22 protein-coding genes are annotated in these 22,098 nt (G+C 66.9%); 15 read left to right on the top strand and 7 right to left on the bottom strand.

The features are described 5' to 3' along the window. Window positions 1–8: 8 nt before the first annotated feature. Both G9V96_RS04805 and dapD read right to left on the bottom strand, forming a co-directional pair. Window positions 9–884, bottom strand: coding sequence for a hypothetical protein (locus tag G9V96_RS04805; protein WP_168582022.1), 876 nt, complete (start codon window positions 882–884; stop codon window positions 9–11). Further along, window positions 871–1,806: a 2,3,4,5-tetrahydropyridine-2,6-dicarboxylate N-succinyltransferase gene (gene dapD, locus G9V96_RS04800; RefSeq protein WP_168582021.1), complete on the bottom strand. Its 936-nt coding sequence runs from the start codon at window positions 1,804–1,806 to the stop codon at window positions 871–873. Before dapD ends, G9V96_RS04805 begins: the two co-directional genes overlap by 14 nt. Before the next feature lie 218 nt (window positions 1,807–2,024). Between dapD and dapE the strand changes: the two genes are divergently transcribed. The 8 genes from dapE to G9V96_RS04760 all read left to right on the top strand — a co-directional run bounded on the left by dapE (window position 2,025) and on the right by G9V96_RS04760 (window position 9,848). Continuing rightward, window positions 2,025–3,110: a succinyl-diaminopimelate desuccinylase gene (dapE, locus tag G9V96_RS04795; RefSeq protein WP_168582020.1), complete on the top strand. Its 1,086-nt coding sequence runs from the start codon at window positions 2,025–2,027 to the stop codon at window positions 3,108–3,110. 178 nt (window positions 3,111–3,288) lie between these two features. Further along, complete coding sequence (gene ahpC, locus G9V96_RS04790; protein ID WP_168582019.1) at window positions 3,289–3,852, top strand: alkyl hydroperoxide reductase subunit C; 564 nt, start codon at window positions 3,289–3,291, stop codon at window positions 3,850–3,852. Between the two features lie 206 nt (window positions 3,853–4,058). Further along, window positions 4,059–5,627 carry an alkyl hydroperoxide reductase subunit F gene (ahpF, locus tag G9V96_RS04785; RefSeq protein ID WP_168582018.1) on the top strand — a complete coding sequence of 523 codons (1,569 nt, stop codon included), beginning with the start codon at window positions 4,059–4,061 and terminating at the stop codon, window positions 5,625–5,627. Between the two features lie 13 nt (window positions 5,628–5,640). Further along, on the top strand, window positions 5,641–6,603 hold the full coding sequence (locus G9V96_RS04780; RefSeq protein WP_168582017.1) for a LysR substrate-binding domain-containing protein: 963 nt from the start codon (window positions 5,641–5,643) through the stop codon (window positions 6,601–6,603). 15 nt (window positions 6,604–6,618) lie between these two features. After that, complete coding sequence (locus G9V96_RS04775; protein ID WP_210424465.1) at window positions 6,619–7,362, top strand: LOG family protein; 744 nt, start codon at window positions 6,619–6,621, stop codon at window positions 7,360–7,362. Window positions 7,363–7,591: 229 nt separating this feature from the next. After that, on the top strand, window positions 7,592–7,969 hold the full coding sequence (locus G9V96_RS04770) for a DivIVA domain-containing protein (RefSeq protein ID WP_210424464.1): 378 nt from the start codon (window positions 7,592–7,594) through the stop codon (window positions 7,967–7,969). Window positions 7,970–8,187: 218 nt separating this feature from the next. Beyond that, window positions 8,188–9,486 (top strand): hypothetical protein, encoded by a 1,299-nt coding sequence (locus G9V96_RS04765; protein ID WP_226913473.1) that lies wholly within the window; start codon window positions 8,188–8,190, stop codon window positions 9,484–9,486. A 182-nt stretch (window positions 9,487–9,668) separates the two neighbouring features. Further along, window positions 9,669–9,848 carry a DUF3117 domain-containing protein gene (locus G9V96_RS04760; RefSeq protein ID WP_168582016.1) on the top strand — a complete coding sequence of 60 codons (180 nt, stop codon included), beginning with the start codon at window positions 9,669–9,671 and terminating at the stop codon, window positions 9,846–9,848. Window positions 9,849–9,927: 79 nt separating this feature from the next. Here the strand turns inward: G9V96_RS04760 and G9V96_RS04755 are convergent, their stop codons facing one another. After that, window positions 9,928–10,563, bottom strand: a complete 636-nt coding sequence (locus G9V96_RS04755) for an O-methyltransferase (RefSeq protein WP_168582015.1) — start codon at window positions 10,561–10,563, stop codon at window positions 9,928–9,930. Between the two features lie 189 nt (window positions 10,564–10,752). Here G9V96_RS04755 and sigE point away from each other — a divergent pair, with 189 nt between their 5' ends. Then, the gene (gene sigE / locus G9V96_RS04750) at window positions 10,753–11,385 is read left to right on the top strand and encodes an RNA polymerase sigma factor SigE (RefSeq protein ID WP_168582014.1); all 633 of its coding nucleotides are present in this window, start codon (window positions 10,753–10,755) and stop codon (window positions 11,383–11,385) included. Window positions 11,386–11,533: 148 nt separating this feature from the next. After that, window positions 11,534–11,893, top strand: coding sequence for a Sec-independent protein translocase family protein (locus G9V96_RS04745; protein WP_168582013.1), 360 nt, complete (start codon window positions 11,534–11,536; stop codon window positions 11,891–11,893). A gap of 119 nt (window positions 11,894–12,012) precedes the next feature. Here G9V96_RS04745 and G9V96_RS04740 read toward each other — a convergent pair whose 3' ends face one another. From G9V96_RS04740 to G9V96_RS04730, 3 genes are read right to left on the bottom strand one after another with little or no spacing between them, the layout of a single operon-like run. Beyond that, window positions 12,013–13,140, bottom strand: coding sequence for an Mrp/NBP35 family ATP-binding protein (locus G9V96_RS04740; RefSeq protein ID WP_168582012.1), 1,128 nt, complete (start codon window positions 13,138–13,140; stop codon window positions 12,013–12,015). 9 nt (window positions 13,141–13,149) lie between these two features. Then, window positions 13,150–13,854: a DUF1003 domain-containing protein gene (locus G9V96_RS04735; protein ID WP_168582011.1), complete on the bottom strand. Its 705-nt coding sequence runs from the start codon at window positions 13,852–13,854 to the stop codon at window positions 13,150–13,152. Beyond that, on the bottom strand, window positions 13,847–15,133 hold the full coding sequence (locus tag G9V96_RS04730; protein ID WP_168582010.1) for a magnesium transporter MgtE N-terminal domain-containing protein: 1,287 nt from the start codon (window positions 15,131–15,133) through the stop codon (window positions 13,847–13,849). Before G9V96_RS04730 ends, G9V96_RS04735 begins: the two co-directional genes overlap by 8 nt. A gap of 327 nt (window positions 15,134–15,460) precedes the next feature. Between G9V96_RS04730 and G9V96_RS04725 the strand changes: the two genes are divergently transcribed. The 5 genes from G9V96_RS04725 to G9V96_RS04705 all read left to right on the top strand — a co-directional run bounded on the left by G9V96_RS04725 (window position 15,461) and on the right by G9V96_RS04705 (window position 20,423). Beyond that, on the top strand, window positions 15,461–16,555 hold the full coding sequence (locus G9V96_RS04725; RefSeq protein ID WP_168582009.1) for an HpcH/HpaI aldolase/citrate lyase family protein: 1,095 nt from the start codon (window positions 15,461–15,463) through the stop codon (window positions 16,553–16,555). A gap of 1 nt (window position 16,556) precedes the next feature. After that, entirely contained in the window at window positions 16,557–17,444 is an 888-nt protein-coding gene (locus G9V96_RS04720) for an HpcH/HpaI aldolase/citrate lyase family protein (protein WP_168582008.1), read from the top strand. A 648-nt stretch (window positions 17,445–18,092) separates the two neighbouring features. Continuing rightward, window positions 18,093–18,629: a L,D-transpeptidase family protein gene (locus G9V96_RS04715; RefSeq protein ID WP_264318477.1), complete on the top strand. Its 537-nt coding sequence runs from the start codon at window positions 18,093–18,095 to the stop codon at window positions 18,627–18,629. 63 nt (window positions 18,630–18,692) lie between these two features. Beyond that, window positions 18,693–19,046, top strand: a complete 354-nt coding sequence (locus G9V96_RS04710; protein ID WP_168582006.1) for a GntR family transcriptional regulator — start codon at window positions 18,693–18,695, stop codon at window positions 19,044–19,046. A gap of 180 nt (window positions 19,047–19,226) precedes the next feature. Then, a complete protein-coding gene (locus G9V96_RS04705; RefSeq protein ID WP_168582005.1) occupies window positions 19,227–20,423 on the top strand; it encodes an acyl-CoA dehydrogenase family protein in 1,197 nt (398 codons plus the stop codon). A gap of 77 nt (window positions 20,424–20,500) precedes the next feature. On the opposite strand, the gene G9V96_RS04700 is transcribed toward G9V96_RS04705, so the two are convergent. Continuing rightward, complete coding sequence (locus G9V96_RS04700; protein ID WP_168582004.1) at window positions 20,501–22,006, bottom strand: aminopeptidase P family protein; 1,506 nt, start codon at window positions 22,004–22,006, stop codon at window positions 20,501–20,503. Window positions 22,007–22,098: the final 92 nt, after the last annotated feature.

The raw sequence follows: 22,098 nt of genomic DNA, 5'->3' as shown, positions 1-22,098 counted from the left end.
CCGGCCGGTCAGCGGGGGCCGGTGAAGGCGATCGTGACCTCGGTGGGTCCGGCTGTGGTGTCGAACCGCGACCAGGAAGCCGCCGACTTGTCCCGGCTGCGCTGCCATCGCTGGTCTCCGACGCTGACACTGGTGGCCCCGGTGCGTTGCGCGTGCGCAACCGCCCAGGCCCCGGTCGCCCACGCCAGCTTCTCGTTCGAGACCACAGCCACAATGCGTCCGTCGGCAGCCTGGGGTTTGATGCCGAACTGCTCGGTGAGGTCCGCCGCCACGTCATGCACCGAACTTGTTCGGGTCGGTGGGTCCAGACGACAGGTCACGGCGCCGGGGCGCGCTCCGGTAAGCCCCTGGGTCAGCGTGATTGCGTTCTCTTCGTGTTTGGCGTAAGCGTCGGGAAACCCGCTGCGTTGCACCTTCTGGGCCACTTGCGTCAGAGGTTTATCGGCATAGTTGTCGACCTTGACCAGGTGGCGGTAGAACTCGTTGGTCGAGTAGACCGGGTCTTGCAACTGCTTGGGGTTTCCCCAGCCCTGGCTTGGTCGCTGTTGAAACAACCCGAGTGAATCCCGGTCGCCGTAGTCGAGGTTGCGCAGTTTCGATTCCTGCATGGCGGTCGCCAGCGCAATGGTGACGGCGCGGGCGGGCAGCCCCCGTTTCATTCCGATCGCCGAGATCGTCGCGGCGTTCTCCAGCTGGTCGCTGCCGTAGGACAGACGCTGTTCGCCGCCTTGCACGCTGCACCCTTGCGGGATCGCACGCGGGAGCAACTGGTCGATCGCCACATATCCGGCCACGAAGACCGAACCGACCGCTAAGGCAAGGCAGCCGACCGGGGCTGCCCAGCGATGGCGGACCCGGCGGGCGGGACGATCACGTGTTGGCATGCAGCTCGGAGTTGAGAGCGACGCCGTGACCGTCCCGGGCTCGCGCCCGAACTGCGCCGGTGACCGAATCGCGGATGTAGAGCAGGTTGTCCTGCCCCGAAAGCTCTGCGGCCTTCACAACGCGCCCGTCATCGAGGCTGACCTTGGTTCCGGCGGTGATGTACAGGCCGGCCTCCACCACGCAGTCGTCGCCGAGGGCGATACCGATTCCGGCCTCTGCGCCCAGCAGGCAGCGCTTGCCGATGCGGACCCGCTGGGTGCCGCCGCCGGAAAGAGTCCCCATCGTGGAGGCGCCGCCGCCGACGTCAGAGCCGTCATCGACGATCACTCCCTGGCTGATGCGGCCCTCGACCATGGAGTGCCCGAGCGTTCCGGCATTGAAGTTGACGAAGCCTTCGTGCATGACGGTGGTGCCCTCCGCCAAATGGGCGCCCAATCGAACCCGGTCCGCGTCGCCGATCCGCACCCCGCTGGGGAGCACATAGTCGGTCATCCGGGGGAACTTGTCCACGCCGAAGACCTGCACGGGGCCGACCTCGCGCAGTCGGGCGCGGGTGGCTTCGAAGTCTTCGGGAGAGCACGGGCCGTGGTTGGTCCACACCACGTTTGCCAGCGTGCCGAAGAGCCCGTCGAGGTTGATGGAGTTGGGTTCCACGAGCCGGTGGCTGAGCAGGTGCAGCCGCAGGTAGGCATCCGAGGCGTCGCCGGGGGCCGCATCCAGATCGATGGTGACCAATGCGGTGCTCAGGCGGACCCGGCGGCGCGGGTCGCTCTTGGCCAGGGCACAGAGTTCTACCGGCGCACTGTAGGAGTCATCGGCCGGGGCTGCGCCCAATTGTGGTGACGGGTACCAGGTGTCCAGCACCGTCCCGGAATCGGTCGCCGTTACCAGGCCCCAGCCCCAAGCAGTCCGCGCAGTCATGACATCCAGCCTAGGCGAGATACCTGACCGCCCCGTGCATCACCGCGGCACAGCGGTGGTGCATCGACCCCGGGGTCGCCGGCGCGGGCGCCTCGCCGACTGCCATCCCCGCCGGGGGACTGTGCTCCCGGGCTGTTCTCGTTGCTCCCGGTCTGTCCCCGCGGGCCAGGTGGGCCACAACAGCGCTGGCGCCCGCACGACCCTCCTAGAGTGAAGACATGGATGCCGCACATACTCTCGACCTTGCCGCCCACGTCACCGACCTCACCGCCGCCGTTTGCGACATCGAATCGGTGAGCGGCGACGAAGGGCCGCTCGCGGACGCGGTCGAGGTGGCGCTGCGGAAACTGGAGCACCTCGAGGTGACCCGCGACGGCAACTGTGTCGTCGCCCGCACCCACCTCGGACGTCCAGAGCGAGTGGTGCTGGCCGGTCACCTGGACACCGTTCCGCTCTCCAGCGCGGGGAACCTGCCAACCTGGCGTGAGCAGGGTGCCGACGGCGTCGAGCTGTGGGGGCGAGGCACCGTTGACATGAAGGGCGGCGTTGCGGTGCAGCTGCGTCTGGCAGCGCAGCTGGCCGAGCCCAACCGCGACCTGACCTTCATTTTCTATGACTGCGAAGAGGTGGAGTCGCAGCGCAACGGGCTGCGCCGGCTGGCGGCCACCACGCCGGAGCTCTTGACGTGCGACTTCGCGGTCCTGCTGGAACCCACTGGCGGGTTGGTCGAGGGCGGCTGTAAGGGCACCATGCGCGCCGACATCCGCACCAGCGGAGTGGCGGCGCACTCGGGGCGTCCGTGGCTGGGCACGAACGCGATTCACGCCGCGGCTCCGGTACTGAAGATCCTGGCTGAGTATCAGGCACGCGAAGTTGACGTCGACGGTTTGGTGTATCGCGAAGGTCTTTCCGCAGTGGGGATCCGTGGGGGAGCGGGTAACAACGTCATTCCCGATGAGTGCGTTGTCACCGTCAACTACCGCTTCGCCCCGGATCGCGACGAGAGCCAGGCCGAGACCCATGTGCGGGAGATCTTCGACGGCTACGACGTGGTCGTTACGGATATGGCCGGTGGAGCACGCCCCGGCCTGCACCTACCGCTCGCGCAAGCTTTCGTCGCTGCGATCGGCGGCGAGGTGGCAGGCAAACAGGGCTGGACCGACGTGGCCCGCTTCGCTTCCCTGGGGATTCCGGCAGTGAATTACGGGCCCGGCGACCCGTTGCTGTGCCACAAAGACGACGAGCACTGCCCGGTCGAGGAGCTGGTCGCGGCCGAGGCTGCGCTGCTGCGTTGGCTGGAGTGAGTTCGCCCCGGCGCTGACCGCCCCGAAGGGGTGCTGGTCAGCCGTTCGCGGGCGCCGAAGCAGATAGCCGGAGCCTATGCACAGGATGCACACAAACGATCGACGCTGCCTTTGTAAATCCGGTCATCTCATATAGAGTAACTATCGTAGTTCCCACCAACCGAGAGGTAGTCCGGGTATGTCCCTGATGAACACGCAGATCCTTCCCTTCTCCACCACCGCCTTCAAGGACGGTGAGTTCGTCGACATCACCGACGAGGACGTCAAGGGCAAGTGGGGGATCTTCTTCTTCTACCCCGCCGACTTCACCTTCGTCTGCCCCACCGAGCTGGGTGACCTGGCCGACTACTACGAAGAGCTGCAGAAGCTCGATGTCGAGGTCTACTCCGTCTCGACCGACACCCACTTCGTCCACAAGGCATGGCACGACGCCTCCGAGACGATCGGCAAGATCAAGTACTACATGCTCGGTGACGCCAGCGGCGCCATCACCAACAACTTCCAGAACATGCGTGAGGGTGCAGGTCTGGCCGACCGCGCCACCTTCCTCGTCGACCCCGAGGGCACCATCCAGTACATCGAGGTCACCGCTGAGGGCATCGGTCGCTCCGCCTCCGAGCTCATGCGCAAGGTCAAGGCCGCTCAGTACGTCGCCGCTCACCCGGGCGAGGTTTGCCCGGCCAAGTGGGAAGAGGGCGAAGGCACCCTCAAGCCGGGTCTGGACCTGGTCGGCAAGATCTGATTCACCCGCGCGCACACCGCGTCGCATATCTCGACCCGTGCCGATCGGCGAGGCGTATCGCCCCGATCGGCGCGGGTCGCCGTGCACCACCAGCTGGGACCGGCCGCCCCGGGGTTACGCCTGCTCGCGTTGTCGCGATGAGGAAGCGCGGCCACATCGATACATCTGCGACGCGAGGCGTCGCTCACGAACCGAAGGATAGAAACGTGCTCGATGCCGACCTGACCGGACAACTCACCACTTACCTGGATCTGCTCAAAGAGCCCGTCGAGCTCGTCGCGAGCCTGGATGATGGCGACAAGTCTGCCCAGACCCGGGAGTTGCTGGACGAGATCGCTGCGCTGTCCGAGAAGGTCAGCGCGTCCTATGAGGGGCAGGACGAGCGCAAGCCGTCCTTCGCCGTCACCCGGCCCGGCACGGACATCAGCGTCCGGTTCGCCGGTATCCCCCTCGGACACGAGTTCAGTTCGCTGGTGCTGGCGCTGCTGCACGTAGGCGGGCACACCATCAAGGAAGACGAAGCCCTCATCGAGCAGGTGCGCAACCTGCCTGGCGAGTACGAGTTCGTCACCTACATGTCGCTGACCTGTCAGAACTGCCCGGCCGTGGTGCAGGCGCTGAACACGATGGCCGTCATCAACCCCAATATCCGCCACACTGCTGTCGAGGGTGGCGCCTTCCAGGACGAGGTGAAGGAACGCAACATCCTCGCCGTGCCCACGGTCTACCTCAACGGTGAAGAGTTCGGGCAGGGTCGGATGGACATCGCCGACATCGTCGCCAAGCTCGACGAAGAGGGCTCCCAGGCCCGCGCCGCCGCCGAGCTCGAGGATCGGGAAACCTACGAGGTGCTCGTGGTCGGCGGCGGGCCTGCCGGTGCCTCAGCGGCGATCTATTCAGCACGCAAGGGTATTCGCACCGGCCTGGTGGCCGAGCGGTTCGGCGGCCAGGTATTGGACACGATGGCCATCGAGAACCTTGTCTCCGTCCCGTACACCGAGGGCCCCAAGCTGGCCGCGCAGTTGGAGGAGCACGTCAACGCCTACGACGTCGAACTGCTCAAGGGACACCGCGCCTCCGCGCTCATCCCCGCCGCCGAGACCGGTGGGACGCACACGGTGCAGTTCGACAACGGCGCCTCGCTGAACGCCAAGAGCGTCATCCTCGCGCCCGGCGCCCGCTGGCGTGCGATGGGCGTGCCAGGGGAGCAGGAATACCGCAACAAGGGCGTCACCTTCTGCCCGCACTGCGACGGTCCACTGTTCAAGGGCAAGAGCGTCGCCGTCATCGGCGGTGGCAACTCCGGGGTCGAGGCCGCTATCGACCTGGCCGGCGTCGTCGGGCACGTCACGGTCATCGAGTTCCTCGACCAGATGCGAGCCGATGAGGTGCTGCAGCGCAAACTGCGCAGCCTGAGCAATGTCGACATCATCCTGGGCGCTAAGACCACCGAGGTCGTCGGCGACGGAAGTGCTGTCACCGGCCTGAAGTACGAAGACCGCGCGACCGGCGAAGCCAAAGAGCTCGACGTTCAGGGCATCTTCGTCCAGATCGGTCTGCTGCCCAACACCGAGTGGCTCAAGGGCGCGATCGAGCTGAGCGAACGCGGCGAGGTCGTCATCGACGAGGCAGGCCACACCAGCATCCCGGGTGTCCTTGCTGCAGGAGACGCGACGACCACGCCGTACAAGCAGATCGTCGTGGCCCTCGGCGCTGGTGCCACCGCCTCACTGTCGGCCTTCGATCACATCATCCGCACCTCCGCACCGGCCTGATAGCGGGAGATCCGTGAACCTGCGCGACCTCGAATACCTGGTAGCACTTGCCGACCACCGCCACTTCGGCCGAGCGGCGGCAGCGTGCTTCGTCAGTCAGCCGACCCTGTCGACACAACTGAAAAAGCTCGAGGGCGAACTGGGCGCGGAACTCATCGAACGGGGTTCGCGCGGCGTTCTGCTCACCGCTACCGGTGATCAGGTCGTCGCGCGGGCTCGGGCCATGCTGGGGGAGGCCGACGACATCCGCAGCATCGCCACCCAAGCCCGTGACCCTCGCTCGGGGACACTGCGCCTTGGGGTCTTCCCTACGTTGGCCCCCTATCTGCTCCCGCATGTCATGCCGGCCCTGCGGAGCAGATTCCCCCAGCTGGAGCTGCTGTTGGTGGAGGAGAAAACCGGAGAGCTGCTCGACCAGCTGCACTCCGGGCGGGTGGACGCTGCGGTGTTGGCGCTGCCGGTAACCAGCGAATCACTGGAGAGCGTGCCGCTGTTCCGCGAAGAGTTCCTGCTCGCGGTGCCCCGCACGCACCCGCTCGCCCAGCAGGACGCGCCGCTGACCCTGGCCCAACTGGGCTCGACGGACCTGTTGCTGCTGGCGGAGGGACACTGTCTACGCGATCAGGCGTTGGCGGTCTGCCACACGGCTGGCCTGCGGGAGCGGGACGGCTTCCGGGCCACGAGTTTGGAGACGCTGCGCCACATGGTGGCCTCGGGGGTCGGCGTGACGTTGATGCCGGAGCTGTCGGTGAGCCCCCCGGTTCCGGCCTATGACGACATCACCCTGCGCAGGCTGGGCCCTTCCGCCCCGTACCGCGACGTAGGTTTGTTGTGGCGCCGCGGCAGCGTCTACCGCGACTTGATGTCCGATCTTGCCGAATCGCTACGCAGCGTCCCCGGCGGCCTCGTCACGCCCGCCGGTGAACCGACACAAGGGCTTCCACACAACGTCGCAGAGAGCCGCAATCGTCGGTGACGTAGCCTCGGAACCGTGACTGCATACCAGCGAGGACCGGTGACCCTTCGCGGCTCGCACGTGCCCGAGACGACCACTGATCAACGCCTCCTCGACAGCCGAGGCCATGCCGACTGGCTGCACACCGACCCCTGGCGTGTCATGCGCATTCAGGCTGAGTTCGTGGAGGGTTTCGGTGCCCTGGCGGAGATCGGGCCTGCGGTCAGCGTTTTCGGATCGGCCCGCACCAGCCCCGAACATCCCAGCTACCAGATCGCCGAGCGCGTCGGTGCGGCGTTGGCCGGTGCCGGATATGCCGTCATCACCGGTGGCGGCCCGGGGATCATGGAGGCGGCCAACAAGGGTGCCGTCGCCGCGCATGGCACCTCCATCGGTCTGGGGATCGAGCTGCCGTTCGAGCAGGGCCTCAACCAATACCTGCACGTCGGGGTCAACTTCCGGTACTTCTTCATCCGCAAGACGATGTTCGTCAAGTACGCCGAGGGGTTCATCGTGCTGCCGGGTGGGTTCGGCACCCTGGATGAACTGTTCGAGGCGTTGACCCTGGTTCAGACCCAGAAAGTGACCTCGTTCCCGATCATCCTGATCGGAACGGACTACTGGACGGGGCTCATCGACTGGTTGCGGGTCAGCGCCGTTGCGGAGGGCACCATCCACGCTCGCGACCTTGACCTGCTCCATGTGACCGACGATGTCGACGAAGCCGTCGCGATCATCCGCAGCGCGCGCGAAGAACGGGCAGCCGCCCGCCCCGAGTAGTCGCCGACAGCTCTGATCAAGTCTGAGCAGCGTCGGGGAGCGCTGGTAGCCATCGCGGGGTGTGCGGGGCTCAGGCCCAGGTACTTCTCGGGTGTGGCGCCGGTGCGCACCGGCGCCGGGGGGACTCTCACCAGAGGGTGGCCGACCCTACCTGGGCCGCAGGCGCCCCGGTTCGAGCCACGTATGGGCGTGCGCCACGATCGACGCGCCCGCATGCGACGATCAGAGGGTGATTCTCCTCATCGCTGTGGCCATCGTTGTCGTGATCGGTGTGGCTGCCGCGCTCCTGATCGGGTTTACCGGCGGAATGTCGGTGCACGCGGCCCAACCCGCCTCCAGCGTCGGCGGACTGCCGCTGGGGCCGGGCCCGGTGACCAGCGACAGCCTGGCTGGGGTGCGCTTCGACCGCTGCCTGCGCGGCTACCGGATGGATCAGGTAGATGCCGTGCTGGACCGGTTGTATGAACGCCTTGCCGAGTTGGAGAGCCAGCCGGGAACCTCCGCTGCGCCCCAGGCGTGGTATCCAGGCCAGGTCAACGACGAGGACGATGAGGGCGCAGGCGCCGGGGACTTCCCGGCCCCTCCCGGGTGGGGCCCACGCGGTTGACCGGTTAGCTCGCTGGCGCGGGTAGGGTGGTCGCCGGTCGGCCGGGCCCCCTGCGTGGGCGAGGCCTCATGTGCGGCGTCAGGTGAAACGAAGGAGACCATCGTGCGAGGGCGTGGCCAGCTATGGCCTGGGAGTGGATGTCGTTCGCGCGGTTGCGTATCGAGCGGGGGTAGCGCGTGACGAGCGAGGCCACACGGCCGGCGCAGGCAACATCACCTGTGCTGAGCCCGCCGCGAGCCGCCCGCATCGCGAGCAACGTCGGTTCGCGTTGGTATACCCGGCCGCGCGCTTTCCTGCTGGGCGTGCTCGCCATCTACTTCGTGAGCCGGTTGTTCTCCGGCATCGTCCTGACCATCGTGGGGATGTACCAGCCCGACGTGGTCTGGTTCGAGAACGAGCACGGCTATCTGCGGATGACCGTCTTGTGGGACTCGTTCTGGTACCGCCAGATCGTCGAGGACGGCTACCCCTCCGTGCTGCCGGCCGACGCCGAGTCAGGTCGACTCTGGCAGAACCCGTGGGCTTTCTACCCGCTCTTTCCCTATCTGACCCGGGGGCTGATGTACCTGACCGGCGGCGGTTTCGCCCTGGTCGGCTCCACGCTGGCGCTCCTGCTCGGGGCGGTTGCCGCAGTCCTGATCGCGATCCTGCTGCGGGACCGGGTCGGTCCCAGGGTGGCAATCGCCGGGGTGACCCTATGGTCGACCTTTATGGCTGCCCCAGTCCTCCAGGTCGCCTACACCGAGTCGCTGGCCATGGTTCTGCTGTGTCTGGTGCTCTATTTCCTGTCCAAGGAGCGATGGTTGGCCGCCGGCGCGGTCGCGCTCCTGACTGGTATCGCTCGACCTATCGCGCTGCCCCTGGGGTTCGTGGGGCTGGTCTGTGTTTGGGTGCGCTGGCGACGCCGGGGCCGGGAGCCGGTCCGTGCCGGGGAGTGGATCGCGATGTTCTCGGCGCTGGTCGCCTGCGCGGTCTCCGGGCTGATCTGGCCGCTGATCGCGTGGTGGGGCACGGGTATCCCCAGCGCCTACCCGGACACCATGACCGCCTGGCGGGTCTACGACAAGATCGAACCCTTCAGGCCGTGGTGGAATACCGCCCACTACTGGCTTCGTACGGATCTCAACGCGGCGCTGGCCCTGGCGTTCTTGGCCGTGTTGACCTTCGCTCTGGTGCTGGGCCCCTGGGCCCGCGCTCTGGGTCCCCAGCTACGGGCGTGGTCCTTTGCCTACTCGCTGTACTTGTTCGCCTCGCTGGACCCCTCCACGAGCATCTTCCGTTACATGTTGTGCCAGTTCCCGATCGCGGTCGTGCTGCTGGGGGCTGGTTGGCGTTCTCCGCTCCCGATCGCCGGGGTCGGCCCCAGCGAAGGGCCCGGCGGGGCCACCGCAGCGATGCGCAACGGACGCTGGTTGTGGGTGATCATGGGCCTGGGGGTGCTGATCAACCTGGTGCTTCAGGTGTGGTGGGTCGGGGTGATCTGGCACTTCACGCCGCCCGCAGACACCCCGCCGTGATCCGCAGTGCACGTGGCCCGCATAACAATCGGTGACATCGACAGGCGCGGTGATTTCGCGCTGGCCCACGCTCGGGCGATAATGGGAGAGCAGATGTGCGTCTGCGTCGTCTCGATCGCTGCATAAGTGAACCGATTCGGTGAGCCACACGTCACTCCCCGCGCAAGAGGAAGAGGTTACCCATGGCCGCGATGAAGCCTAGGACTGGTGACGGTCCGCTGGAGGTCACCAAGGAGGGCCGCGGCATTGTGCTGCGCATGCCCATCGAGGGCGGTGGTCGTCTCGTGGTCGAGATGACTCCGGACGAGGCAGCCGATCTGGGTGCCGCTATCAGCGGCTGTGACGGAGTGCCTTCGCGCTGATCCCGTCGATTCACGTCATTCGAGCCCCCCGCTGCCGCACGGCGCGGGGGGCTCGACGCGTCCGGTGCCGCCGCAGCCCTCAGGCCCGGCGGATGGCGACCAGCAGTCCGTCGCCGACCGGCAGCAGCGTGGTTTGCAAACGCTCGTCGTCGCGCAGGTGCTTACCGAGGTCACGAAGCGTGGTCGTGGTCTCGTCGCGGGCAGCGGGGTCGGCCACCCGGTCATGCCAGAGCATGTTGTCCACGGCGAGTACCCCACCGATGCGCAGCAGCCGTAGCGCCTGCTCGATGTAGCGCGGGTATTCGCTTTTGTCGCCATCGACGACAACCATGTCGTAGGCGCCGTCGGCCAGACGGGGCAGGACGTCCAGGGCTTGACCGGTGATGATGCGGGTCCGCTGCGGCACGATCCCCGCCGCTGCAAAGGATGCCCGGGCAGCCCGGTGGTGGGCGGCCTCGATGTCGATCGTGGTCAGCACCCCGTCGCTGGGCATCCCTTGTAGCAGCCACAACCCCGACACCCCGGCACCGGTGCCGATCTCGACGACGGTGTGGGCGGCGCTGGTCGCGGCCAGCAGCCGCAACGCAGCCCCCACCCCAGGAAGTACCGGAGAGCAGCCGAGTTCCTCGCCGCGTCGCCGGGCCCCTTCCAGTGCTGGCTCTTCGGTGAGGAAATCCTCGGTGTAGGCCCACGAGGCCGGCTTCTGCACGCTCATGCAGGCAGCCTAGCGGGGCGCTTACCTGCGGGTGTCCTCGAGTTTGGCAATCCGTGGGTATTGCGGCCCGCCTGGCAGCTTTCAAGCAGCCTGCGAAGGTCGTAGGCATACCCAGCGTCCTCACAGCTTGGCCGGGAAGAATCGCCCGCACCGGGGCCACCAGGCTCGCCCTACTGTTAAGGACACCACGTGGCCACCCAGCCGCTCACCGACACTCACCAGGCGCCGCAGGTCGATGACGCTTCGTGGACTCCGCCCTCATGGGAGGAGGTCGTCGAGGAGCACTCCGCCCGGGTTTATCGGTTGGCCTACCGTCTGACGGGCAATCCCTATGACGCCGAGGACCTCACCCACGACGTCTTCATTCGGGTCTTCCGCTCCCTGGGCAGCTACCAGCCCGGCACCTTCGAGGGCTGGCTGCACCGGATCACGACGAACCTGTTCCTGGATCGGATGCGCCGTAAGCAACGCATCCGCTTCGATGCCCTCTCCGAGGATGCCGCGGCTCGCCTGCCCAGTCGCAGCAGTGGCCCCGAGCAGGCCTACGACGAAACCCACTTCGACGACGACGTGCAGCGCGCTCTGGACTCCCTCTCCCCGGAGTTTCGCGCTGCGGTGGTGCTGTGCGACATCGAGGGGCTCTCCTACGAGGAGATCTCGGAGGTGCTGGGGGTCAAACTGGGCACGGTCCGGTCCCGGATCCACCGAGGCCGCGCCTTGCTGCGTGAGTCGCTGGCTCACCGCGCACCCACCTCGCAGCGCTCTCGCGCCTCACGGATGCCCGTCGCGCCGCTGGTTCCCCGCATTGCGCCTAGCCGCTGAGCCTGCCTGCAGCTGGGGCTGGAGCCGGCGCCGACGGACCCGCTGCGCCATGACTCGTCCGGGGTGTTTAGATAGGCCTGGCGTCGCCGAGCAGAAGCTCTTCTCAGCGACGGCATCACAGGCTGCCCGGTCGAAAGGCGCATGACGTATGAACCCCACCGAGTTCATGATCATCGTCATCGTCGCTTTCGTCGTCATCGGTCCCGAACGGCTGCCTCACTACCTGGCTAAGGCGCGTCGGCTAGTACGTGAAGTCAAGAAGATGGCAGACGGGGCCAAGGGGCAGCTGCGCGAGCAGATCGGCCCCGAGTTCGACGAGATCGACTGGAAGGCCTACGACCCGCGGCAGTACGACCCGCGCCGCATTGTGCGCGAAGCGCTCTTTGAGGACCCGGACGAGGATGCTGCGCCCTCCGCAGGCGCGCACGCGGCCCAGCCGGTCCGTCCACGCAGTGGGGCCGTGTATGACCCGAACAAGCTCACCCCTTTCGACGACGAAGCGACCTGATCGGGCGGCGTGAACCTCCCGCCCTCGCAGGGACGCCGTTGTCACCTGCCTGAGCAGACAGAAGAACAGCCTCCGACCCGGTTTTCGGTCGGAGGCTGTTCTTTCTCAGCGACTCAGCGTCATTGCGGCGTCAGCCCCAGCTTGCGCCCGGCCAGCCCGCGTGAACGATTGGCCAGGCCCTTGGCGATCGCGCGCAGGGCGACCCCGGCAGGGCCGTCGGGGTTGGATCGCACCACCGGGGCGCCTGCGTCGGAGCCTTCCCGCAGGGTGACGTCGATGGGGATCTGTCCCAGTAGCGGAATCTCGGTGCCGAGCAGTCGGGTCAGGGAGTCCGCGACGCGCTGTCCACCGCCGGAGCCGAACAGATCCTGCCGGGTGCCGTCAGGCATCTCGAGCCAGGACATGTTCTCGATGACGCCGGCTACCCGCTGATGGGTCTGGGTGGCGATGGCGCCGGCGCGTTCGGCGACCTCGGCGGCTGCCTGCTGCGGGGTGGTGACGACGAGGATCTCTGTGCCGGGGATGAGCTGGGCGACCGAGATCGCGACGTCACCGGTGCCCGGGGGCAGGTCGAGCAGCAGCACGTCCAGGTCGCCCCAGAAGACATCAGCGAGGAACTGCTGCAGCGCGCGGTGCAGCATCGGACCTCGCCACACGACCGGCTGGTTGTCGGGCACGAACATCCCGACCGAGATGACCTTCACGCCGCCGGCCTCGGGCGGCATGATCATGTCGTCGACCTGGGTGGGTGCTCGGTCCACCCCGATCATGCGGGGAATGGAGAAGCCGTAGATGTCGGCGTCGACGACCCCGACCCGCAGGCCGGCGTCGGCCAGCGAAACCGCGAGGTTGGCAGTCACCGAGGACTTACCCACGCCGCCCTTACCGGAGGCGACCGCGTAGACGCGGGTAAGGGATTCGGGTTTGGCGAAGGGGATCTCGCGCTCGGTGGCACCGCCGCGCAGGTGCTGGCGCAGAGCCGCTCGCTGCTCGTCGCTCATCACGCCGAGGGTGACGTCGACGGCGGTGACGCCGTCGACAGCCAGTAGCGCCAGCGTCACATCGCTCTGAAGTTTCGATTTGAGCGGACAAGCGGCAACGGTGAGCAGGATCGTGACGGCTACCCGACCGGCGTCGTCGACATCAAGCCCACCGACCATGCCGAGTTCGGTAATGGGCTTGTGAATCTCAGGATCCTCGACTCCCGCGAGAGCCGTCAGGAGGGTTTCGCGGCTGGGTGCAGACATGATCCCACTCTAGGGGGAGGGTCTGTACTGACTGGACGGGGCATCAGGCTGCGGGGTCACGGCCTGGGGTTGGGGCAGTGAAGGCGCGACGAACGCTCCGAGGTGTTCGGCCTGGTTGTCTGCGTTGTCTACCGGCATCGGGAACGACTCGGCGGGGCGGCCCTGCTGCTTGCGCTTCTTCTTGCCGGGCCGAGGAGAGGAGTTGGTCGACGCCGTTTCCTCGTCCTCATCCTTGCGGCTCTCCATGTCTTCTAGCAGATCCCGCAGCTCAGAGCGCAGGAAGTCGCGGGTGGCCACCTCGCGCATGGCGATCCGCAGAGCTGCGACCTCGCGGGTGAGGTACTCGGTGTCGGCGAGGTTGCGCTCATCACGGGCCCGGTCCTGCTCCAGAGCGACCCGGTCGCGGTCGTCCTGACGGTTCTGGGCCAGCAGGATCAGCGGCGCAGCATAGGAGGCCTGCAGCGACAGGATCAGGGTGAGCAGGGTGTAGTTGAGTTCGCGCGGGTCGAACTGGGCTTCTTTGGGCAGGAAGGTGTTCCAGGCCAGCCACGCCGCGACGAAGATCGTCATATAGATGAGGAACTGCGGCGTGCCCATGAACCGGGCGAAGCCCTCACTGGACTTGCCGAAAACCTCCGGGTCCATGTGTGGGATCCGCAGCCCGCGTCGGGTGCGCTCGCGGGGTTGGTCGATCCGATCCCGGGGTTCAGCCATGGGTCTCCTCCTGACGTTCGTCGCGCCAGTCCTGGGGCAGCAAGTGGTCCAGGACGTCATCGACGGTCACCGCGCCGAGCAAATGGTTCTCCTCGTCGGCCACCGGCAACGAGACGAGGTTGTACGTTGCCAGTTCGCGGGTGATGGTGCCGACGGATGCAGTGGGAAGCAGCGCCTCGATGTCTTTGTCGATGATCGAACCGACCGCTTCATGGGGAGGTTCGCGAAGCAGCTTCTGAATATGCACGACGCCCAGGAAGCGGCCGGTCGGCGTCTCCAGCGGCGCGCGACACACATAGACCATCGCGGCCAGCGCGGTGGACAGCTCGACCCGGCGCACCACAGCCAGCGCCTCGGCGATGGTGGCCTCCGGGGGCAAGATGACCGGTTCGGTGGTCATCAGGCCGCCGGCGGTGTCCTCGTCGTAGGTGAGCAGGCGGCGTAGGTCGGCAGCGTCATCGGGCTCCATCAAGCGCAGATAGCGCTCCTGCGCCTCGGGGGTCAGCTCGGAGAGCAGGTCGGCGGCGTCGTCAGGTTGCATGGCCTCCAGGACGTCAGCGGCGCGATCCGAATCCAACGCGGCGAGGATCTCGACCTGCTCCTCCTCGGGCAACTCCTCCAGGACGTCGGCGAGCTTCTCATTTCCCAGTGCCGAGGCGACCTGGATGCGCCGGCTGGGCTGCAGATCGCGGATCACCTCGGCCAGGTCGGCAGCCTTGAGGTCGTCATAGTTCTCCAGCAGCAGATCGGCGCCCTGGTCGGGGGTTGAGGCTCGCAGACCGGTCACCTCGTCGATCTCGACCAGGCGGGTCTCACCCCGGCGCCGCCCCAATCGCGGGAAACGGGTCTGACGTTCGCCGGGGGCGACCTTGCGCACGAAGACCTTCTCGATGGACCACTCGCGCATCCGGACCTTCTCGATGGCGACGTCTTCGACGGTGGCGGCGTAGGGCTCCTCGTCTATCTCATGAACGCTGACATCCCGTTCGAAGAGTTCCGCGACGACGAGGACTTCGCTGGGGCGTTGCTCGAAGCGGCGCATATTCACCAGCCCGGTGGTGATGACTTGGCCACCATCGATGCTGGTCACGCGGGTCATGGGCACGAAAACGCGGCGTCGCCCGGCGACCTCGACGACCATACCCACGGCGTGCGGATGGCGGCGTGCTGCGGAGAAGGTGACGACGACGTCACGCACCACGCCGACCTGATCGCCCATCGGGTCGAAAACGGCAAGGCCCGCGAGGCGAGCGACGAAGACGCGGGTCTGTTGGCTCACACCCGCCAGGGTACCGGCGGCAGCAAAATCGGTGGACACCAAGTCATGGGGACGTGTTCGGGTCCTCCGCGGCTGACCAGGGGTGACGTGTTCGGGGACGGCTCTGGGGGTCTCGGGTGGTCCCGCCGTCAGCCTCGAGCCCGGCCTTCGTGCCCGGGGTGGCGATCCTCTCGTTTTCGTCCCGGCTATCGGTATGGGCCCGCTGCTACAGTCGCCAGCGTCGGTCCCGGATGAGCTCACGAGCCGGTCGATCGAGCTGGGTTTGCGTCGGCCACCTGCCGCGTCGGCCCGGGTATCAGCACACGACGGCGTAGAGGGTAGGCAGGTATGCGTAGCGCGAAGGACTTCTTCGTCCCGCTGGCAGTGGGGGCTCCGGCGCCCCTGCGGGAGATCCCGTCGCGGCCCAGCCGCGCGATCCACTTCTTCGACCCGAGTAACGCCAAGATGGCGGCGAAGATCCCGGGGATGGTCGGCAAGGTCGACGTTCTGCTGGGCAACCTGGAAGACGCGATCAAGGTCGAGAACAAGGAAGCGGCCCGCAACGGCCTGGTGGAGATCGCGACGAGCACGGACTTCGGCCCGACGCAGTTGTGGACTCGCTTGAATGCGCTGGACTCGCCGTGGTTCCTGGATGACATCAGCACTTTGGTGGCCAAGATCGGCGACAAGCTCGACGTCGTGATGATCCCCAAGGTGCAGGGCGCGGAGGACATCCACTACGTCGACCGTCTGCTGGCCCAACTGGAGGCTAAAGCCGGCTTGACGCGGCCGATCCTCGTGCACGCCATCTTGGAGACCGCGCGCGGCATGGCCAACGTTGAGCAGATCTGCGGCGCGAGCCCGCGCATGCAGGGCATCTCCCTGGGCCCGGCCGACCTGGCCGCTGACCGGCGCATGAAGACCACCCGCGTCGGTGGCGGGCACCCCGGCTACCTGGTGCGCGCGGACGCGGCGAAGAACGACGCGGACACCTACGACATCCACGGCGAGCGCGCCGTGTTCCAGCAGGATCTGTGGCACTACACGATCGCCCGCATGGTCGACGCCTGCGCGATGCACGGCATGTTCGCCTACTACGGGCCGTTCGGCGACATCACCGACGTCGTGGCGTGCGAAGACCAGTTCCGTAACGCGTTCCTGCTCGGCTGCGTCGGCACCTGGACACTGCACCCCAAGCAGATCGAGATCGCCAACCGGGTGTTCAGCCCCGACCCCAAGGAGGTCGAGCACGCCTACGAGGTTGTCGAAGCGATGGGCGACGGCAGTGGCGCGGTGATGGTCGACGGCAAGATGGAAGACGACGCCTCCTGTAAGCAATGCCAGGTCGTGGTGACGCTGGCCGAGCAGCTGGCTGAAGTCGACCCGGAGCTGAAAGAGAAGTACGCCCAGGCCAAAGCTGCCGCGCAGCAGAAGGGGGCCTGACATGAGCCAGGACAAGCAGGCGGGGTTCCGTCCGCGCCGTTCCGTGCTGTACATGCCCTCCTCGAACGCACGAGCGTTGGAGAAGGCCAAGAGCATCCCGTGTGACGGCATCATCTTCGACCTGGAAGACGCGGTCGCCCCGGAGGCGAAACCTGAAGCGCGCCAGGCTGCGTGCGCTGCGGTCGGTAGCGGAGAGTACGGACGGCGCGAACTCATCATCCGCATCAACGGCATCGGCACCCCGTGGCACGAGGAGGACATGGCGGCAGCGTGTGCCGCCGGCCCGGACGCGATCGCTGTGCCGAAGGTGAACTCCGCCGATGAGGTCCACCAGCTGGTGGCAGCCATGGAGAAGGCCGGTGCGCCGGCGAAGACGACGCTGTGGGCGATGGTGGAGACCCCGGTGGCGATGCTGCACTGCGAAGAGATCGCTTCGGCCTCGCCGCGGCTTTCGGTGCTCGTCATGGGCACCAACGACTTGGTCAAGGAGTTGTACGCCGAGCACGTGCCGGGCCGGGAGCCGTTACTGGCCGGGCTGCAGCTGGCGCTGTTGGGCGCGCGGGCGGCCGGTAAGGCGATCGTCGATGGCGTCTACAACAACGTCAAGGACACCGAGGGGTTCCTCGCCGAGTGCACGCAGGGCCGTCAGATGGGCTTCGACGGCAAGACCCTCATCCACCCCGGTCAGGTAGCTGGGGCCAACGAAGCCTTCGCCCCGAACGAGCAAGCGGTGGAGGAGGCCCGGGGGATCCTGACCGCGTGGGAAGAGGGCAAGGGCTCCGGCGTCGTCACGTACAACGGCAAGATGATTGAGAACCTGCATGTGGAGTCCGCTGAGCGCATCCTCACGATGCACGAAGCGATCCAGGCCCTCGACGCCGACGCCTGAGCCTGCAGCACGCACGACCAGTAGTCCGTTCACAGCACTTCGATCAACCAGCGGGTAGTCGCCCCTCCCCGGAGGAGGACGCGGCTACCCGCTGTGTCGTGTCGCAGGCCAGGGCGGGTCATTCCCTCGGGAACGAGCGGCGTGCAGGTTCCGGGTGCGGCTCTGTTTCCGCAAAGCACGCTCTGTGATCGTCGCCACGAGGCGTTCGTCATCGGAGTGACCGAGTCGGGCCCTGGGAGTCACCTCGGCAGACTAAGTTGGACGTAAGACCTGATCGGTCGTGGTCGTGCGGGGAGGGGCCCGCGCGGGGGCGCCGCTGCGGAGGCGGCAGAGCAAGGGGGAGAGATGTCTGGTCGTTTCGTCATCGCGTTGGTCACCGCTGCTGTCTTGAGTGCCCCGGGGGCGGCGATTGCCGGCACACCGCTCGCCTCGGCCGCGCCCGCATCCGGCACGGTCGTGAGACCGGTTCAGGCGCCGCCCAAGCCGGCGCCTACGCCGACGCAGGTTGGCAAGCCCGCGCCTGGTGGTAAGCCTGCGTCGCCAACTGCTGGCAAGCCCGTGCCGCCACCTGCTGGTAAGCCTGCGCCTAAGCCAACACCTGCGCCGGCTCCCGGGTCGATCCTGCGGCCGGGGATGCGGGGTCCGGCCGTGCTCACTTTGCAGCAGAAGCTGGGAAAGCTGGGTTACTGGGTTGGTGCGCCGGACGGCCAGTACGGGCATTCGACGTCGCAGGCGGTCATGGCAGTACAGAAGGTGGCCGGGTTGGGCCGGGACGGCGTGGCGGGCCCCGCGACGTGGAGGGCACTCGAGCGTGGTGTGCGTCCCCGGGCGCGCAGCACGACCGGTCGGGTCCTGGAGGTCGATCTGCAGCGTCAGGTGATGACGTTCGCGACCAACGGCAGCATCCGGTACGTGCTCAACACCAGTACGGGCGCACCCGCGACGCCTACGCCCCGTGGCTCGTACCGCATCTACCGGCAGCAGGACGGGTGGCGGGTCGCGCCGCTTGGAAAGCTTTACCGCCCCAAGTACTTCCACAACGGCTATGCCGTCCACGGCGTCAACGACGGTGGTATCCCGGCCTACCCCGCCTCCCATGGTTGTACGCGCGTGAGCATGGCTGCGATGGACATGCTGTGGGGCGCCTCCGGTCTGCGTAACGGTGACCGCGTCTTGGTCTACTGACGAACGAGCGACATCGACCTGCCGCGGCGTTTCAGGCGCGATGTCGAGGCGCATGATGGCGATATGAGCCTGGAGATCCGGATCGACCCGAGCAGTGCGGTGCCCCCGTTCCAGCAGATCGTCGACCACGTTGTCGTCGCGGTGCGAGAAGGGGAGTTGGCGACGGGGGAGAGGCTGCCCACGGTGCGCGGACTCGCCGGGGAAGTCGGGGTGGCCGTGAACACCGTGGCCAAGGCCTACCGCCAGTTGGAGGCCGAAGGCCACGTCGAAACCCTCGGGCGTCACGGCACCGTGGTGCGCGGTCGCGTCGATGAGGACGACGAGGTGACTGAGGCCGCAACGCAGTTCGCGGCCTCAGCCCGCGCTCGGGGTCTCGACCTCGAAGCCGCGATCGGGGTACTGCGCCGTACCTGGTGACGTCCCAACGCCCTGTTGTCGCTGGGTCGAGTGAACCTGCACCGATGGGCGAGCCAGGATTGAGGCGATCGACCGGGGAATGCGCGCGTGGGCGGGCTCACAGCCGTACCCGGCTGACGTCGGGGCCAGGGACGGCATACTCAACCCAGTATCGGACGACGCTGACCGAAAGGGCGCCACATGTCCCGCCTGCAGAAGACCGAGGGCCTCACTGAGGAACAGACCGAGCTCATTTCGCTCGTTCGACAGTTCGTCGAGGAGCAGATCATCCCGGTTGCCACCGAACTAGAACACAAGGACGAGTACCCCACCGAGATCGTCGAGGCGATGAAGGAGATGGGGATCTTCGGCCTGATGATCCCCGAGGAGTACGGCGGACTCGGCGAATCCCTGCTCACTTATGCACTCTGCGTCGAAGAGATCGCGCGGGGCTGGATGAGTGTGTCCGGCATCATCAACACCCACTTCATCGTCGCGTACATGCTGCTGCAGCACGGCACCGAAGAGCAGAAGCAGAAGTACCTGCCCCGGATGGCCACCGGCGAGGTGCGCGGCGCGTTCTCCATGAGCGAGCCCGGGTGTGGCTCGGACGTTTCGGCGATCAAGTCCAAGGCCGTCAAAGACGGTGACGACTGGGTCATCAATGCGCAGAAGATGTGGCTGACCAACGGCGGCAGTTCCACGCTGGTGGCCGTCCTCGTCAAGACCGACACCGGCCACGACTCCGTCTACAAGAACATGTCGACGTTCCTGGTCGAGAAGGAGCCCGGCTTCGGCCAGGTCGGCGAGGGCGTCACCGTGCCCGGCAAGATCGACAAGATGGGCTACAAGGGCGTCGATACCACCGAGCTCATCCTGGAGAACTACCGCACCACCGACGCCGAGCTGCTGGGCGGCGAGCCCGGCAAGGGTTTCTACCAGATGATGGACGGCGTCGAGGTGGGTCGCGTCAACGTCGCCGCCCGCGCCTGCGGTGTCAGCCGCCGCGCGTTCGAGTTGGGCATCTCCTACGCCCAACAGCGCGAGACCTTCGGCAAGCCGATCATCGACCACCAGGCGATCCTGTTCCGCCTGGCCGACATGGCCACCAAGGTCGAGGCCGGGCACCAGATGATGGTCAGGGCCGCCAAACTCAAGGACTCTGGCAAGCGCAACGACGTCGAGGCCGGGATGGCCAAGTACCTGGCCGCCGAGTACTGCGCCGACGTGGTTGAGCAGTCGTTCCGTATTCACGGCGGTTACGGCTACTCCAAGGAGTACGAGATCGAGCGGCTCTACCGCGAAGCGCCGATGCTGCTCATCGGTGAAGGCACCGCCGAGATCCAGAAGATGATCATCGGTCGGGCGCTGCTCAAGGACTACAAGATCCGTTCCTGACCTACACATGACAGAAGGCGGCGACACCCTCGAACGGGTGCCGCCGCCTTCTGCGTGAACGTCGTGAGCTGGGGTTCTCAGCCGGCGAGGATGCGAGCCATCCACGCCTCGACGTCATCGGCGGTGCGCGGGAGCATGGCCGAGAGGTTCTCGTGCCCGTCCTGGGTGATGAGGATGTCGTCTTCGATCCGCACCCCGATGCCGCGGAACTCTTCGGGCGCAAGTTCGTCGTCGGCCTTGAAGTACAGGCCGGGCTCGACGGTCAGGACCATGCCGGGACGCAACTCGCCCTCCATGTAGTCCTCGCGCAGGGCAAGCTGGCAGTCGTGCACGTCCAGGCCCAGGTGGTGGCTGGTGCCGTGCACCATCCAGCGCCGGTGGTACTGGCCTTCGGGGTCGAGGGATTCCTCGACGCTGACCCCTTCAGGGAGCAGACCCCAGGTGAAGAGATGCTCGGCGATGACGCGGATGGCGGCCGCGTGGACATCCTTGAAGGTGTTGCCTGGGCGACACGCCTCGATCCCGGCGCACTGGGCCGCGTAGACCGCGTCATAGATTTTGCGCTGGGCCGGGGTGAACCTGCCTGAGATCGGCAGCGTGCGGGTCACGTCGGCGGTGAACAGTGAATCGACCTCGATGCCGGCGTCCAGCAGCAACAGGTCGCCATCGCGCAGGTCGCCGGTGTTCTTGATCCAGTGCAAGGTGTTGGCGTGGTCGCCGCTGGCGCAGATCGAGTCATACCCGACCCCGTTGCCGTGGTGGCGAGCGTGCAACCCGAAGGTGCCTTCCACCCAGCGTTCACCGCGGCCGCGACGGACGGCTTCAGGTAGGTCGGCGACGACCGCTTCGAAGGCCCTGGCGGTGCCGGCGCATGCGTCGCGCATCTGGTCGGCTTCCCACTCGTCCTTGAGGAGTCGCATGGTCGAGGTGTGCCGGGCCAGTTCGGCGTCGGCCAGGGCGTTCTGCTCCACCTGCTCGTGCGAGGTCAGGGCGCCGCTGGTGGAACGGACCTGATCGACCAACGCGGCGATCTCTGCGTCGGCATCTCGGATCACCCGCAACTCCACCAGGCCTGCGTCTTTGGCCAGGGCGTCGGGGAGCTGCTCGATGTGGCGGGTCTGGAGGCCCAACTCGGCCTGCATGCTTTCCAGCGTCGGGCGGGCGCCTACCCAGAACTCTCCGTAACGGGAGTCGGCGAAGAACTCTTCACTCTCGCGCGGCGCCAGCGGACGGAAGTACAGGACCGCTTCATGGCCGCCCTCTTCGAGGGGGTCCAGCACGAGGACGGCGTCCGGTTCACGGTCGCTGCCCAAACCGGTGAGGTGGGCGAAGGCGCTGTGGGGACGGAAGACGTAATCGCAGTCGTTACTGCGCACCTTGAGCCCGCCCGCCGGAATCACCAACCGCTGGCCCGGGAACGCCTCGGACAGGGCGGCGCGACGCGGCGCGGCGTACCGGGCGGCTTCGCACAACCGTGGTCGGGTCTGATCACGGGGCGCCCAGCCTTGGGCGATGAAGGAGCGGAATGCGTCGCTGTTGGGGCTGCTTCGATGGCTGGCTTTGGCGGGTTGTTTTTCACTCACCTCGTCATGCTGCCACGCCGGGCAGCAGGGCAGACCGGGGGGCTGCGACATCGGTTGCGCTGCAATACCTAGCGGGCGCGGTTCCCGGGAGC

The sequence above is a fragment of the Gephyromycinifex aptenodytis genome (assembly GCF_012277275.1).
In the GTDB taxonomy this organism is placed as follows: domain Bacteria; phylum Actinomycetota; class Actinomycetes; order Actinomycetales; family Dermatophilaceae; genus Gephyromycinifex; species Gephyromycinifex aptenodytis.
The sequence above is the reverse complement of the archived record's forward strand: the minus strand, read 5'-3'. Positions and strand labels throughout refer to the sequence as shown.

Coding starts and splice junctions, on each gene's coding strand:
- G9V96_RS04805 (WP_168582022.1), bottom strand. CDS start 884: ATGCCAACACGTGATCGTCCCGCCCGCCGGGTCCGCCATCGCTGGGCA.
- dapD (WP_168582021.1), bottom strand. CDS start 1,806: ATGACTGCGCGGACTGCTTGGGGCTGGGGCCTGGTAACGGCGACCGAT.
- dapE (WP_168582020.1), top strand. CDS start 2,025: ATGGATGCCGCACATACTCTCGACCTTGCCGCCCACGTCACCGACCTC.
- ahpC (WP_168582019.1), top strand. CDS start 3,289: ATGTCCCTGATGAACACGCAGATCCTTCCCTTCTCCACCACCGCCTTC.
- G9V96_RS04760 (WP_168582016.1), top strand. CDS start 9,669: ATGGCCGCGATGAAGCCTAGGACTGGTGACGGTCCGCTGGAGGTCACC.
- G9V96_RS04755 (WP_168582015.1), bottom strand. CDS start 10,563: ATGAGCGTGCAGAAGCCGGCCTCGTGGGCCTACACCGAGGATTTCCTC.
- G9V96_RS04745 (WP_168582013.1), top strand. CDS start 11,534: ATGAACCCCACCGAGTTCATGATCATCGTCATCGTCGCTTTCGTCGTC.
- G9V96_RS04740 (WP_168582012.1), bottom strand. CDS start 13,140: ATGTCTGCACCCAGCCGCGAAACCCTCCTGACGGCTCTCGCGGGAGTC.
- G9V96_RS04735 (WP_168582011.1), bottom strand. CDS start 13,854: ATGGCTGAACCCCGGGATCGGATCGACCAACCCCGCGAGCGCACCCGA.
- G9V96_RS04725 (WP_168582009.1), top strand. CDS start 15,461: ATGCGTAGCGCGAAGGACTTCTTCGTCCCGCTGGCAGTGGGGGCTCCG.
- G9V96_RS04720 (WP_168582008.1), top strand. CDS start 16,557: ATGAGCCAGGACAAGCAGGCGGGGTTCCGTCCGCGCCGTTCCGTGCTG.
- G9V96_RS04710 (WP_168582006.1), top strand. CDS start 18,693: ATGAGCCTGGAGATCCGGATCGACCCGAGCAGTGCGGTGCCCCCGTTC.
- G9V96_RS04705 (WP_168582005.1), top strand. CDS start 19,227: ATGTCCCGCCTGCAGAAGACCGAGGGCCTCACTGAGGAACAGACCGAG.